13 protein-coding genes are annotated in these 13,663 nt (G+C 75.4%); 9 read left to right on the forward strand and 4 right to left on the reverse strand.

The genetic code is table 11. From position 1 onward, the window contains the following. Nucleotides 1-141: 141 nt before the first annotated feature. Nucleotides 142-858: an alpha/beta fold hydrolase gene (locus PKE99_RS06760; protein ID WP_037041476.1), complete on the reverse strand. Its 717-nt coding sequence runs from the start codon at nucleotides 856-858 to the stop codon at nucleotides 142-144. A 182-nt stretch (nucleotides 859-1,040) separates the two neighbouring features. Here PKE99_RS06760 and PKE99_RS06765 point away from each other — a divergent pair, with 182 nt between their 5' ends. The 8 genes from PKE99_RS06765 (at nucleotide 1,041) to PKE99_RS06800 (ending at nucleotide 11,357) form a co-directional block, all read left to right on the forward strand. After that, nucleotides 1,041-1,862, forward strand: a complete 822-nt coding sequence (locus tag PKE99_RS06765) for a PaaX family transcriptional regulator (protein WP_037040571.1) — start codon at nucleotides 1,041-1,043, stop codon at nucleotides 1,860-1,862. Between the two features lie 118 nt (nucleotides 1,863-1,980). Further along, nucleotides 1,981-3,369 (forward strand): MFS transporter, encoded by a 1,389-nt coding sequence (locus PKE99_RS06770; RefSeq protein WP_081923815.1) that lies wholly within the window; start codon nucleotides 1,981-1,983, stop codon nucleotides 3,367-3,369. Next, entirely contained in the window at nucleotides 3,366-4,463 is a 1,098-nt protein-coding gene (locus tag PKE99_RS06775; RefSeq protein ID WP_051736731.1) for a cupin domain-containing protein, read from the forward strand. The genes PKE99_RS06770 and PKE99_RS06775 overlap by 4 nt, the downstream gene beginning before the upstream one ends. Next, nucleotides 4,460-5,308 carry a fumarylacetoacetate hydrolase family protein gene (locus tag PKE99_RS06780; RefSeq protein WP_051736732.1) on the forward strand — a complete coding sequence of 283 codons (849 nt, stop codon included), beginning with the start codon at nucleotides 4,460-4,462 and terminating at the stop codon, nucleotides 5,306-5,308. Before PKE99_RS06775 ends, PKE99_RS06780 begins: the two co-directional genes overlap by 4 nt. Continuing rightward, nucleotides 5,308-6,894, forward strand: coding sequence for an FAD-dependent monooxygenase (locus tag PKE99_RS06785; protein WP_037040577.1), 1,587 nt, complete (start codon nucleotides 5,308-5,310; stop codon nucleotides 6,892-6,894). Before PKE99_RS06780 ends, PKE99_RS06785 begins: the two co-directional genes overlap by 1 nt. Further along, nucleotides 6,891-8,996, forward strand: coding sequence for an acetate--CoA ligase family protein (locus PKE99_RS06790; protein ID WP_037040578.1), 2,106 nt, complete (start codon nucleotides 6,891-6,893; stop codon nucleotides 8,994-8,996). The genes PKE99_RS06785 and PKE99_RS06790 overlap by 4 nt, the downstream gene beginning before the upstream one ends. Beyond that, nucleotides 8,977-10,662: a (2,3-dihydroxybenzoyl)adenylate synthase gene (locus PKE99_RS06795; RefSeq protein WP_037040580.1), complete on the forward strand. Its 1,686-nt coding sequence runs from the start codon at nucleotides 8,977-8,979 to the stop codon at nucleotides 10,660-10,662. The genes PKE99_RS06790 and PKE99_RS06795 overlap by 20 nt, the downstream gene beginning before the upstream one ends. Then, a complete protein-coding gene (locus PKE99_RS06800; RefSeq protein ID WP_037040581.1) occupies nucleotides 10,659-11,357 on the forward strand; it encodes a maleylpyruvate isomerase family mycothiol-dependent enzyme in 699 nt (232 codons plus the stop codon). The genes PKE99_RS06795 and PKE99_RS06800 overlap by 4 nt, the downstream gene beginning before the upstream one ends. Before the next feature lie 6 nt (nucleotides 11,358-11,363). Here PKE99_RS06800 and PKE99_RS06805 read toward each other — a convergent pair whose 3' ends face one another. Together PKE99_RS06805 and PKE99_RS06810 are read right to left on the reverse strand one after the other, a co-directional pair. Beyond that, nucleotides 11,364-11,606, reverse strand: a complete 243-nt coding sequence (locus PKE99_RS06805; RefSeq protein WP_051736733.1) for an ATP-binding cassette domain-containing protein — start codon at nucleotides 11,604-11,606, stop codon at nucleotides 11,364-11,366. 191 nt (nucleotides 11,607-11,797) lie between these two features. Next, nucleotides 11,798-12,289, reverse strand: coding sequence for a MarR family winged helix-turn-helix transcriptional regulator (locus PKE99_RS06810; protein WP_051736734.1), 492 nt, complete (start codon nucleotides 12,287-12,289; stop codon nucleotides 11,798-11,800). A 44-nt stretch (nucleotides 12,290-12,333) separates the two neighbouring features. On the opposite strand from PKE99_RS06810, the gene PKE99_RS06815 reads away from it, so the two are divergent. Next, the gene (locus PKE99_RS06815) at nucleotides 12,334-12,735 is read left to right on the forward strand and encodes a DUF5313 family protein (protein ID WP_306470730.1); all 402 of its coding nucleotides are present in this window, start codon (nucleotides 12,334-12,336) and stop codon (nucleotides 12,733-12,735) included. 22 nt (nucleotides 12,736-12,757) lie between these two features. On the opposite strand, the gene PKE99_RS06820 is transcribed toward PKE99_RS06815, so the two are convergent. Next, the gene (locus PKE99_RS06820; protein ID WP_051736735.1) at nucleotides 12,758-13,576 is read right to left on the reverse strand and encodes a helix-turn-helix transcriptional regulator; all 819 of its coding nucleotides are present in this window, start codon (nucleotides 13,574-13,576) and stop codon (nucleotides 12,758-12,760) included. Between the last annotated feature and the right edge of the window lie 87 nt (nucleotides 13,577-13,663).

Below are 13,663 nucleotides of genomic sequence, written 5' to 3' on the forward strand. Positions count from 1 at the left end.
CGCCCGCGGCTCCCGCGGGCGAGGGCGCATGTGTTGTGTGTTGCTGTGCGGTGCCGGTCGTCGTCGACCCGTTGCCTGCGAGGCGGGCGCCGCGGAGGGGCCCGCCCCGTGGCCCCGGCCCGATGATCTCCGGCCCGCCGCTCAGGCCTTGAGCAGGGCCTCGGCCAGACCGGCGGGCTCGGTGAAGCAGGCCTCGTGGCTGCCGGGGGCGGCGAGCGGGGTGACCCCGAGCCTGCCGGCGAACCGGTCCCAGCCGTACTCGCCCGGTGGCAGGGCGACGTCCTCGCTGCTCAGCACGTAGGCGACCGGCACGCCCAGTGCTGCCGGGTCGAGCGGCTCGACGGTCTCGGTGAAGTACTGGAAGGGCTGCGGCACCATCAGCGCGTGGACGGCCCGCTGGACCTCCTCCGGTGCGTCGTTCATGAACGCGGCCTGCCAGACCTCGAACGGCATCGCCACGGAGTTCGTGCCGGACGCCTGGGCGAGCTGCGTGAACAGCTCCTGGTACTGCGGCGGCACCTCGTCGTAGAGCGAGCGGCCCGCGGCGGGCACGAAGGCGCTCCAGTACACGACCTTGCGCAGCCGGCCGGACAGCCGCGGCGCCGCGCCGGTGATCACGTACCCGCCCCAGCTGTGCCCGACGAGCGTGACGTCCCGCAGGTCCTCCCGCTCGACCAGGTCGACGACGGCGTCGACGACGTCCGCGAGGTGGTACCGGGTCGGGTCGTCGCCGTCGTGCAGGCCCGGGAGGGTCGGGGTGAGCACGCGGTGGCCCGCGGCCCGCAGGTGCTCGGCCACGGGTCGCCAGGCCCAGCCGCCGTGCCAGGCGCCGGTGATCAGCACGAAGGTCTCGGACATCGGGTGCTCCTCGTCGAGTGGGGTGCGCACATCCTGGTGAGCGCTCCCCGTACGTGTCAATCACGCGCCGGTCGGCAGGAGATCGGCGCGGCTCGCCGGTGATCGCGTCGTCGACGAGGGCGCCCGGGGTGGGACACTGGGGCCTGGCGCACGGCGTCCGTGCGCGCGGGGGAGGTGGGTTCGTGAAGGCGCGGTCACTGGTCTTCGACCTGTTCGGCGACTACCTGCGCTACCGGGGCGGGGAGGCCCGGCTGCGCAGCCTCGTGTCGCTGATGGGGTGCTTCGACGTCCCCGAGCCCACGGTCCGGGTCGTGGTGACCCGGTTGCGCAAGGAGGGCTGGCTGTCCAGCCGCCGGGACGGCCGCGAGACGGTCTACGCCCTCACCGACGCCGCCTGGGCGCTGCTCGACGAGGGGCGCGAGCGCATCTTCCACCGTGCCCAGGGCCCGTGGGACGGGCAGTGGCACATGGTCATCTACTCGGTGCCCGAGACCGAGCGGGGGCTCCGCGAACAGCTGCGCAAGAAGCTCGCGTGGTTCGGGTTCGGGCCGCTGTCCTCGGCGGTCTGGCTGAGCCCGCACGACCGCACCGGGCTGGTCCGCGAGGCCTTCGCCGACGAGCCGGCCGTGCAGCTCGACGTCTTCCGCTCGCGGTCGGCCGGGCCCGCGGCGGACCGGGACATCGCCGCCCGGTCCTGGGACCTCGCGGGCCTGGACCGCGCCTACGCGGAGCTGCTCGAGACCTACCGGCCCCGGCTCGCCGCGTACCGCGCGGGCGAGCTGCAGGGCGCCGACGCGCTGGTCGAGCGGATGAACCTGATCCACGACTACCGCCGCTTCCCGTTCCGCGACCCGGACCTGCCGCCCGAGCTGCTCCCGGAGGGCTGGAGCGGGCGGCTCGCCCACGAGGTGTTCCTCGAGGCCCACGGGCTGCTGCGAGGGCCCGCCGAGGCCTGTGTGGACGCGCTCACCGGGGCGGCGATGCCGGAGGAGGAGGCGGGTTAGCCCCGTCACCCCGCTCATTAGTTACATGATCTGGACGGTCGTCGGCTGCGCGTTGTAGCGTGAGGTTCGCACCCGCCACGGCGGCGGTGTGCGTTCACCGACGAGGAGCGTGGTGCCCGTGTCACGGACGGCAGGACCGACCACCCCCCGGTCCGGACTCGTCGTGGTCGCCCTGTGCTTCCTGACGATCGTCTTCGACGGCTACGACCTGATCGTCTACGGCTCGGCCGTGCCGAGCCTGCTGGCCGAGCCGGGCTGGGACCTGGGACCGGCGCAGGCCGGCGCCATCGGCAGCTACGCCCTGGCCGGCATGCTGATCGGCGCGCTCGGCGCCGGCGCGGTCACGGACGCGATCGGGCGCCGCCGGATCATGCTGGTCGGCATCACCTGGTTCTCGGTGCTGATGGTGGCCTGCGCCTTCGCCCCGAGCCCCGGCGCGCTCGGCCTGTTGCGCTTCCTCGCCGGGCTGGGGCTCGGCGGCGTCATCCCGTCGGCGATCGCGCTGACCGTCGAGTACGCCCCGCGCGGCCGCCGGCAGCTCTACAACGCCCTGATGTTCGCCGGCTACTCGGTGGGTGGCGTCCTCGCGGCGGTCCTCGCGCTGCTGCTGGCCGCCGACCACGGCTGGCGCCCGCTGCTGGCCATCGGCGCCGCACCGCTCGTCGTCGTGCTGCCGCTGGCCTGGCGGTTCCTGCCCGAGTCCGTGGGCTACCTGCTCGCGAAGGGCCGCGACGACGAGGCGGCGGCGCTCGCGGCCCGGTACGGCGTGGACCTGTCCGCCCTGCGCGAGGAGCGAGCGGCGGCCGCGGACACGGCCGGACCGAAGGCCCTGTTCCGCCGGGGCGCCCTCGCCGCCACGGTGCTGTTCGGCGCGGCCAGCTTCTGCGGACTGCTGCTGGTCTACGGGCTGAACACCTGGCTGCCGCAGATCATGCGGCAGGCCGGCTACCCGCTCGGGTCGGCGCTGACCTTCCTGCTCGTGCTCAACGTCGGGGCCGTGGTGGGTGCCGTCGTCGCCTCGCTGCTGGCGGACCGGTTCGGCCCGAAGCCGGTCACCGTGGCCGCGTTCCTGCTGGCCACGGCCTGCCTGGTGGTGCTGAGCCAGCGCGTCGACACCGGGCTGCTGCTCGTGGCGGTCGCCGTGGCCGGGCTCGGCAGCGTGGGCACGCAGATCCTGGTCAACGGGTACGTGGCCGTGCACCACCCGGCCGCGGTGCGGGCCACCGCGTTCGGCTGGGCGCTCGGGGTCGGCCGGGCCGGCGCGATCGTCGGGCCGCTGTTCGGCGGGTGGGTGCTGGCCTCGGGCATCGGGTTCGAGTGGAACTTCTACGGGTTCGCGGTGCCCGCGCTCGCGGGTGCGCTGCTCATCGCCCTGGTCCCGCGGCGGCGGGGCGACGGGCCGGCCGCGGTCCCGTCCGGACACGTCACGGGCGCGACGACCACGGGCACGACGACCACGGGCACGACGGAGACCGCGGGCACCACGAAGGAGGAGACGACGGCATGACCACCGCACCGGAGATCACCCCGCAGGAGCAGGTGCAGCTCGACGAGCTGTACGCGGCCTTCGCCGCCGCGCACATGACGCCGCTGTGGACGCAGATCGGCGGCCTGATGCCGACCAGCCCGCGGCCGGACTCGGTGCCGTTCCTGTGGCGCTGGTCCACCCTGCTGCCGCTGGCCGAGAAGGCCGGCGAGCTGGTGCCCGTCGGCCGGGGCGGGGAGCGCCGCGCGATCGCGCTGGCCAACCCCGGCCTGCCGGGCACCCCGTACGCCACCCCGACGCTGTGGGCGGCGATCCAGTACCTCGGCCCGCGCGAGGAGGCGCCCGCGCACCGCCACACCCAGACCGCGTTCCGGTTCGTGGTGGAGGGCGAGGGGGTGTGGACCAACGTCGAGGGCGACCCGGTCGCGATGCGGCGCGGGGACCTGTTGCTCACCCCGGGCATGCACTTCCACGAGCACCACAACACCACCGACCACCCGATGGCCTGGATCGACGGCCTGGACATCCCGTTGGTCCGCACCCTCGACGCCGGGTTCTTCGAGTTCGGCCCGGACGTGCTGGCCACCAAGGAGACCCCCGAGGTCTCGCGCAACGAGCGGCTGTGGGGCCACCCCGGGCTCACGCCGGTCGGTGCACCCGCGCCGAAGGCGTCCCCGCTGATGGCCTACCGCTGGGAGCACACCGACGCCGCCCTGACCGCCCAGCTGGAGCTGGAGCGCGAGGGGTACCCCGGTGTCGTCGAGCCCGGGCACGCCGTCGTCCGGTTCACCAACCCCGCGACGGCCGGGGACTGCCTGTCCACCATGCGCTGCGAGATGCACCGGCTGCGCGCCGGCACCTCCACCGCGCTGACCCGGACCGCGGGGTCCTCGGTCTGGCAGGTCTTCGAGGGCTCGGGCGTGGTGACCGTCGGCGACGAGCGCTATGAGGTCGGCCGCGGCGACCTGTTCTGCGTGCCCTCCTGGGCCGGGCTCGCGTTCGACACCGACTCCGGGCTCGACGCCTTCCGCTACTCCGACGACCCCGTCTTCGAGGCCCTCGGCTTGTCCCGCACCGAAAGCACTGCCCGCACCGCACGAGAGGACCGTTCGTGAAGCTCGCGACCATCCGGACCACCACCGGCACCGCCGCCGTCCGCGTCGACCCCGACGCCGCCGTCGAGCTGGGGGCCGCGGACCTGGGCGAGTTCCTGGCCCGCCCGGACTGGCAGGCCGCGGCGGGGGCCGCGGACGGCCCGCGGCACGACCTCGCCGGGCTGGACTACGCGACGCTGGTCCCGCGCCCGGAGAAGGTCTTCTGCGTCGGGCTGAACTACCGCACGCACATCCTGGAGATGGGCCGCGAGCTGCCGGAGTACCCGACGCTGTTCGCGAAGTTCGCCCGGGCGCTGGTCGGCGCCTACGACCCGGTCGAGCTGCCCGCGGGGTCGGAGCAGGTGGACTGGGAGGCCGAGCTCGGCGTCGTGATCGGCGCCGAGGTCCGGCACGCCGACGCGAAGCAGGCGGCCGCGGCGATCGCCGGGTACACGGTGGTCAACGACGTGACCGCCCGGGACTTCCAGTACCGGTCCGTGGAGTGGTTGCAGGGCAAGACCTTCGAGCGCAGCACGCCGGTGGGCCCGTGGCTGGTGGTGGACGAGGGCGCCCCGGGGGAGATCTCCTGCGAGGTCGACGGCGACGTGGTCCAGAAGGCCGACACCGCGGATCTCGTGTTCTCCCCGGCCGACCTGGTCGCCTACATCTCCCAGGTGATCACGCTGGTGCCGGGCGACATCATCGCCACCGGCACGCCGGGCGGTGTCGGGCACGCCCGCAAGCCCCCGCGCTACCTGGCCGAGGGCTCGACGCTCGTCACGCGCATCGAGGGGCTGGGGGAGCAGCGCAACACGACGGTCGCCACCGGGTCGCTCGCGGGCCCGGGCCTCGGAACGGGACACTGATGCGGATCGCCGTCGCGGGGGGCGGTCCGGGCGGGCTGTTCTTCGCCACCCTGATCCGGCGGGCGGACCCGTCGATCGAGGTCACGGTGTTCGAGCGCAACCGGGCCGACGACACGTTCGGCTTCGGCGTGGTGTTCTCCGACCGCACGCTGGCCGGGATCCACGAGGCCGACCCGGTGCTGCGGCAGGCGCTGACCGAGCACGGCCGGCACTGGGACGAGATCGAGGTCCGGCTCAAGGGTGAGCGGATCCGCTGCGGCGGCAACGGCATGGCCGCCGTGGTGCGCAAGACGCTGCTGGCGCTGATGCAGGCCCGCGCCCGGGACGTCGGCGCCGACCTGCGGTTCTCCACGGAGGTCACCCTCGACGAGCTCGCCGGCTACGACCTGGTCGTGGCCGCGGACGGGACCGGCTCGAGGATCCGCGAGCAGCTCGACGCCGACCTCGGCGTGGAGGTCGAGATCGCGACGGCGAAGTTCATCTGGTTCGGCACGGACTACCTGTTCGACGGGCTGACCTTCGTGCACGAGCGCAGCCCCGACGGCGTGTTCGCCGTGCACGGCTACCCGATCTCCGACGAGATGTCGACCTTCATCGTGGAGACGGACGAGGCGTCCTGGCGGCGGGCCGGGCTCGACGAGTTCGACGTGACCCGGCCGCCTGGCGAGAGCGACCTGATCTCCAGGGAGTACCTGGAGAAGCTGTTCGCCGACCAGATCGACGGGAAGCGGCTGCTGGTCAACAACTCCCGCTGGGGCAACTTCCGCACGCGCCGGACCAGCCGGTGGCACGCGCTGCGGCCGCGCCCCGTGGCCCTCCTCGGCGACGCCGTGCACACCGCCCACTTCTCGGTGGGCTCGGGCACGAAGATGGCGATGGAGGACGCGGTCGCGCTGTCCGCGGCGCTCGCCGCGCACCCGGACGACCTCCCGGCGGCGCTCGCGGCGTACGAGGAGGCCGCGCAGCCGTCCGTCCGGAAGATCCAGGACTCCGCGCGGCCGAGCCTGGCCTGGTGGGAGCACTTCGGCGAGTACCACGACGCCTTCGAGCCGTGGCAGTTCGCGTACCACTTCCTCTCCCGCAGCATCACCGACGCGCGGCTGGCGAGGCGGGACCCGGAGTTCGTCGCCGCCGGCCACCGCGGCTGGGTCGGCGCGCACGGTGCGGAGCCGCTCGACACGCCGTTCGCGCGCGGGGGCTGGTCCACGCCGGGCCGCCTGGTCCGGGTCTCGACTGACGAGGGCGGGCCGGTCGCGGTCGAGGGCACCCTGCCGCTCGCGGAGCACGCGGACTCCGGGCCGTGGGGCGCACTCGTCGCCGCCCCGGAGACCGAGGCCGGCCTGCCGGACGTGTTCGCGCGGCTCACCGCGCTCGCGCGCCTCGACACCCCGCCGGTCCTCGTGGCCGTGCACGGCGGCACCGCGCTGACCCGCACGTTGACCTGCGAGCAGGCCCGCCTGCAGAACGGGCTCCCGGCGCTGCTCGTCGAACCGGCTGACGACGCCGACGACGACGGGCGGGCGCGGGACCGCGCGCTCACCACGGTGCTCTCCGGCCGCGCCGACCTCGTGGGGGTGCCGGCGTGACCAGCACCGTGCCCCGCCGGGACACCACGGGATCGGCGGACCTGGGGGCGCTCTTCGCCCCGCGCGGGATCGCCGTCGTCGGCGCCTCCCGCAGCCCGGGCAAGCTCGGCGCGACGCTGGCCCGCTCGCTGGCCGGGTTCGCCGCGCGCGGCGGCCACCTCGCCCTGGTCAACGGCCGCGACGCGACCATGCACCCCTCGGTGCGCGCGGCGGCCGAGGCCGGCCCCGTCGACCTCGCCATGATCTGCGTGCCCGCGCCGGCCTGCCCCGAGGTGCTCGCCGAGGCCGCCGCGGCGGGTGCGGGTGCGGCCGTCGTGTGCGGGGGCGGGTTCGCCGAGGCCGGCGGCCCGGGCGTCGGGTACCAGGAGAAGCTCGCGGCCGTGGTCGCCGAGACCGGGATCCGCCTGCTCGGCCCCAACACCAGCGGGTTCCTCGCCCCGCACGCCGGCGTGACGGCGAGCTTCGTGCCCGGCGTCGCGCAGGTCCGGCCCGGCCGGGTCGCCGTCGTCGCGGCCAGCGGCGGGGTCAACCACGCCCTCGCCTTCCTGCTCACCGAGGCCGGGCACGGGGTCAGCCTCGCCGTCGGGCTCGGCAACGGCGTCGACGTCTCGGCGCCCGACGTGCTCGACCACCTCGCCGCCACCCTCGACACCGACCCGGACACCGGTGCCGTCGCCCTGCACGTCGAGTCGGTGGCCGACGGGCCCCGGCTGGTCGCGGCCGTGCGGCGGCTCGCCGCCCGCCGGCCGGTGGTGGCGCTCGTCGTCGGCCGACACGACGTCGGCGCCTTCGCCGCCTCCCACACCGGCGCCCTCGCGACCTCGTGGCGCACCACGCGCGCGGCCCTCGCCCAGGCCGGTGCGGTCCTGGTCGGCGACGAGCGCGAGCTCGTCGACGCCGTCGGGGCGCTGTCGGTGACCCGGGCGCGGCCCGCCCGCGCAGCCGGCGTCGGCGTCGTGACCGCCCAGGCCGGACCGGGCCTGCTGCTGCTCGACGACCTCCGCGGCCGGGGCGCCAGGGTGCCCGAGCTGGCCGCGGCCACCCAGGAGGCGCTCGGCGGGCTGCTGCCGCCGCTGACCTTCCAGCGCAACCCGGTCGACACCGGCCGCCCCGGCCCCGAGCTGGGCCGGGTGTTCCGGGCCGTGGCCGAGGACCCCGAGGTCGACGTCGTCGCCGGGTACGCGCTGCACGAGCCCGACGCCGTCGACCTCGTCGCGGCCGCCGGTGAGGGCCGGGTCGACGACGTGCCGGTGGTCCTCGGGCTCGGCGGCACCGGCGACGAGGTGGTGCGGGCCCGCCGCGCCCTGCTCGACGCCGGGATCGCCGTCGCCGGCGATCCGCGGGGCGTCGCGGCCGGCGTCGGCGCCCTGCTCACCGACGCCCGCGTGCGCGCCCGCCGGGCCGACCCCGTCGTCCCGCGGCAGGTGCCCACCGGCGTTGCGGGCGCGTACGACGAGCACGCGGCCAAGGGGCTGCTCGACCGGCTCGGGATCCCGACTGCACCACGGCGGGCCTGCGCGAGCCGGGCCGAGGCGCACGCCGCCCTCACTGCTCTCACGGCGCTCGGTGGCCCGGTGGCCGTCAAGATCCTCGACGCCGCCGTGCTGCACAAGACCGAGATCGGCGGCGTGCACCTCGGGATCGCCGACGCCGCGGGGCTCGACGAGGCCCTCGACCGGCTCGACGCGATCGGCGCGCGGCGCTACCTCGTCGAGCGGATGGCGCCCGCCGGGGTGGACCTCGTGCTCGGCGCCCGTCGCGACCCGGTGTTCGGGCCGATCGTGCTGCTCGGGCTGGGCGGCACCACCGCCGAGGCCCTGGCCGACGTCGCGATCCGGCTCGCCCCGCTCGGACCCGGCGAGGCGGCGGAGATGCCGGCCGAGCTCGCCGGGCATGCCCTGCTCGACGGGTGGCGCGGCGGTCCCGTCCTCGACCCCGACGCGCTCGGGCGGGTCGCGTCCGCTCTCGGCGACCTGCTCGTCGCCAATCCCGGCCTCGCCGAGATCGAGGTCAACCCCCTGCGCCTGACCGCCGGCGGTCTGGTCGCGCTCGACGCCGTCGTCATCCCCAGGGAGGCCAGTGATGCCCAGCCCGATCAGTGAGCACACCGTGTCGTGGCCCGCCGACCTCGCCGAGGACTACGTCGGCAAGGGCTACTGGGCCGGCGTCCCGCTCGGCCCCCTGCTGCGCGAGGTCGCCCACGCCCGGCCGGACGCCCCGGCGCTCGTCGACGCCGCCGTGGGCCTGCGGCTGACCCACCGCGAGCTCGTCGAGCGTGCCGACGCCGCTGCGGCCCGGCTGCTCGACCTGGGCCTGGCCCGGGGCGACCGGATCGTGGTGCAGCTCGGCAACGGGTGGGAGTTCGTGGTGCTCACCCTGGCCTGCCTGCGCGCCGGGATCGTGCCGGTGATGGCGTTGCCCGCGCACCGCCGCACCGAGCTCGCCCACCTCGCCCGGCACGCCGAGGCCACCGCCATCGCGGTGCCGGACCGGATGCGCGACTTCGACCACCAGGCGCTGGCCCACGAGCTGGCCGACGAGGTGGTGCCGGAGACCGGGGGACCCTGGCGCGTGCTCGTCGCCGGCGACGACGTCGTGCCCGGCGGCGTGGACCTGCGGGCGCTCTGCGGGCCGGCCGGCGACCCGGCCGCGGACCGGGCACGGCTCGACGCGGTGCCGGTGAGTAGCCGGGACGTCGCGGTCTTCCTGCTCTCCGGCGGCACCACCGGCCTGCCGAAGCTGATCGCCCGCACGCACGACGACTACGCCTACAACGCCCGCGCCAGCGCGGGGACGGCCGGCGTCGACCCCGACACCGTCTACCTGGTGAGCCTTCCGGCGGGGCACAACTTCCCGCTGGCCTGCCCGGGCATCCTCGGGGTGCTGCTGGCCGGTGGGCGCGTCGTCCTGCTGCCGTCGCCGGAACCGGCCCGCGCCTTCGCGACGATCGAGGCCGAGGGAGTCACGCACACCGCCGTCGTCCCGGCGGTGGCCGGGCGGTGGCTCGACCACGCCGAGAAGCACGGCTGCGGGCCTGTTGCGAGCCTGCGCGTGCTGCAGGTCGGCGGCGCCCGCCTCGCCGACGAGCTGGCGCGCAAGGTCCGGCCCGTCCTCGGCTGCACCCTGCAGCAGGTGTTCGGGATGGCCGAGGGACTGCTCAACTTCACCCGGCTCGACGATCCCGAGGAGGTCGTCTGCACCACCCAGGGCCGGCCGATGTGCCCGGACGACGAGGTACGGCTCGTCGACGAGCTCGACCAGGACGTGCCCGAGGGCGAGCCCGGCTCGCTGCTCACCCGCGGCCCCTACACCCCGCGCGGCTACTACCGGGCGGCCGAGCAGAACGCCCGCGCCTTCACCGCGGACGGCTGGTACCGCTCCGGCGACATCTGCCGGCGCACGCCCGAGGGCAACCTGGTCGTCGAGGGCCGGGACAAGGACATGATCAACCGCGGCGGCGAGAAGATCTCCGCCGAGGAGGTCGAGAACCTCGTCTACCAGCTGCCGGCCGTCGCGCAGGTGGCGGCGGTCGCGATGCCCGACCGCGAGCTGGGGGAGCGGGTCTGCCTCTACGTGGTCCCGCGGCCCGGGGCGGGCGTGACGCTCGAGGAGATCCGGGCGTTGATGGAGCGGATCGGCGTCGCCCGGTTCAAGCTGCCCGAGCACCTGGTGGTGGTCGACGAGCTCGCGTCGACGAAGGTCGGCAAGATCGACAAGAAGGCGCTGCGGGCCGACATCGCCGACCGGCTCGCCGGGGCGTCGGCATGAGCCGGCACGACCTCGACCGCACGCTGCCCTGGATGCGGGAGGGCACCGCCTTCCTGGAGACCCAGGTCGCGGCGCTGACGGACGACGAGCTGCGGGCCCCGAGCGCGCTGCCGGGCTGGACCCGGGCGCACGTCGTCGGACACGTCGCCCGCAACGCCGAGGCGCTGACCCGGCTGGCCGGCTGGGCCCGCACCGGAATCGAGACCCCGATGTACGCCGACCGCGCGCAGCGGGCGGCGGAGATCGAGGCGTCGGCCGAGCTGCCGGCGTCGACGTTGCGGGCCGAGCTCACCGCCACCGCGCGGGCGCTCGAGGAGGCCCTCGCCGCGCTCACCCCCGCACAGTGGGACGCGCACGTTCGCAGCGCCCTCGGGCGGGCGATCCCGGCGGCCGAGGTGCCGTGGATGCGGATCCGCGAGGTCTGGCTGCACGCCCTGGACCTCGGCGCCGGGGCGAAGCCCGGCGACCTGCCCGACGGCGTGCTGGACCTGCTGCTCGACGACGTCACCGCCGCCCTGTCCGGCAAGGAGGACTGCCCGTCGCTGGAGCTGGTGCCGGTCGACCGCACGCGCCCGTGGCTGGTGGGCACCGGCGAACCGGTGGGCACCATGACCGGCTCCGCGGCCGAGCTCGTGGGCTGGCTGACCGGCCGGATCGCGGACCCGACCAGGCCGCCGCTGCCGCGCTGGCTCTGACGCGGCTCAGGCCACCCCGAGCAGCCGGTGCGCGGTGGCGCGGTCGGCCCGGAACTCCTGCGTGCCCACCCGGTGCACGATCCGGCCCTTCTCCATCACCGCGATCTCGTCGCACACCGCGAAGGCCAGGTGGAGGTCCTGCTCGACCAGCAGGATCGCCACCCCTTCCCGGCGGAGCGTGGCGAGGAGGTCGGCGATCTGGTCGACGATGGCCGGGGCGAGGCCGTCGGACGGCTCGTCGAGCAGCATGAGGCGGGGATCGGTGAGCAGGGCGCGGGTCCCAGCCGCGCTGCATGTCCGTGCCGAGCGCCGCGTACACCCCGGACTGGGGGACGACCAGGCCGATCTTCACCGGCCCGCCCTGCCCGCCGCCGCCCCCGGACGAGCCCCCGCCCACGCTGCTGCCGCACGCCGCGATCGTGACGGGCCCTGTGTGCCCGTCAGTCGCCCGCCGGCTCGGTCCGGCTGGCGGCGATGACCTCGGTCAGCACGGCGTGCAGGTGCTCGAGGTCGGAGATCGGCATCCCGAGCCGGCCGATGATCGCCGGCGGGATCCGCTCGGCCCGGGCCCGCAGCGCCCGGCCCTCCGGGGTGAGTCCGACCGCGAGCATGCGCTCGTTGCCCTCGACGCGCTTCCGCGTCACGTATCCGGCGGCCTCCAGGCGCTTGAGCAGCGGGGACAACGTGCCCGGGTCGAGTGCCAGGGCCGTGCTGAGGTCGGTCACCGAGCGGGGCGAGCGCTCCCACAGCGCGAGCATGACCAGGTACTGCGGGTGCGTGAGGCCCATCGGCTCGAGCAGCGGGCGGTACAGCGCGATCACGTTGCGCGCTGCCACGGCCAGTGCGAAGCAGACCTGCCGGTCGAGCTTGAGCAGATCGGTTTCTGCGACGGTCGCGAGGTCACCCTCGTCACGTCGTCCGGAGTCGGTCACGGAGCCAGTGTACGATCCTTGGCGTACAAAGTGTTGGGGTGAGGATGATGTCCGAGACGGTCCGGCCGAATCCGCTGCGATGGCTCCTCTACGCCTACGGCGCAGGGCTGCCCGCACGGCACAGGGACTGGGTGCTGCACGACGTCACCGCGCCGAGCTGGCGGTGGCGGCACTTCGCCCGCGCGACCGCGCAGCTGCTGCCGATCGCGGTGCTGCTGTACGTGTTCATCCCCGGCGAGCCCTGGGTCCGCGCGATGGCGGTGCTCGGCGGCCTGCTCATCGGCTACTTCTACTCGTTCGCGTACATGTACGAGTCGGCCGAGCACCGGGCCGTCAAGGCCGGCTACCCGCAGGGCGGCGCCGCCGCGATCCGCGAGGAGGCCCACGCCGACGAGCGCCGCGAGCAGGAGGAGCGCTACGCCGCCCGCTGGCGGCAGGACGGCTGAGACTGCACCAGCAGGCGCCCCGTCACAGCAGGCCACGCTCCCGCGCGGCGTGCACGGCGGCCGTCCGGTTCCGGACGTCGAGCCGCCGCATCGCACTGCGCAGGTAGGCCTTCACCGTCTCCTGGCTCAACCCCATCGCGTCGGCGACCTCGGCGTTGGTCCGGCCCAGGGCGACGAGCCCGAGCACGTCGAGCTCGCGGGGGGCCAGCGCGGGCCGGGGTGCGGCCGGGTCCGCCCCGCCGAGCTCGGCGACGATCCGGGCGAGCCGGTGGCGCAGCTCGGGATCGGCCGCGGATCGTGCGAGGTCGGCGAGCTCGGCCAGTGCCGTCCGTGCCCGGGTCTCCGACGACCTGCGGGGACGGGCCGGCGGCGGGAGCAGCGCCGCGATCTCGCGCTCGAGCGCGGCCCCGAATGCGGCCACCCGGTCCAGGACGACGTCGCCGATGCGGTGCGGCGCCCGGACGGCCCCGTAGACCACGGCGCCCACCGCCCCGCCCACCGCGACGGGCACCGCCACCACCGAGGTCATCCGCTCCTCGCGGACCACGTGGTGGTCGAAGTCGTGGGTGATCGCGCGGGTGGAGGCGTAGTCGTCGACCCGGCAGACCGTGCCGGTCAGCAGCGCCGAGCCGCCCAGCCCGCGCCCGCGGCCCACCTCGAGGTCGCGCAGCGAGTCGCCGAGCGTGCCGCGCAGGTGCCCGATCCGCAGCCGGGACCCGTCGCGGCGCGGCCGCGTCGCCCCGCCGAACACCACGGGCAGCCCGGTCGTCCGCTGCAGCTGGCGCAGCCGCTGCCCGACGACCCGGTCGACGATGCCGACCGGCGAGTCGTCGTCGGCCACCTGACCTCCTCGTCGTCGCCGGGCCGCCGTCGACGGCCCAGGAGAAGAGGGTCCGGTCCGGGTGGCCCGCGCGCTACCCCTGTTCGG

This window comes from Pseudonocardia halophobica, from assembly GCF_027922425.1.
In the GTDB taxonomy this organism is placed as follows: domain Bacteria; phylum Actinomycetota; class Actinomycetes; order Mycobacteriales; family Pseudonocardiaceae; genus Pseudonocardia; species Pseudonocardia halophobica.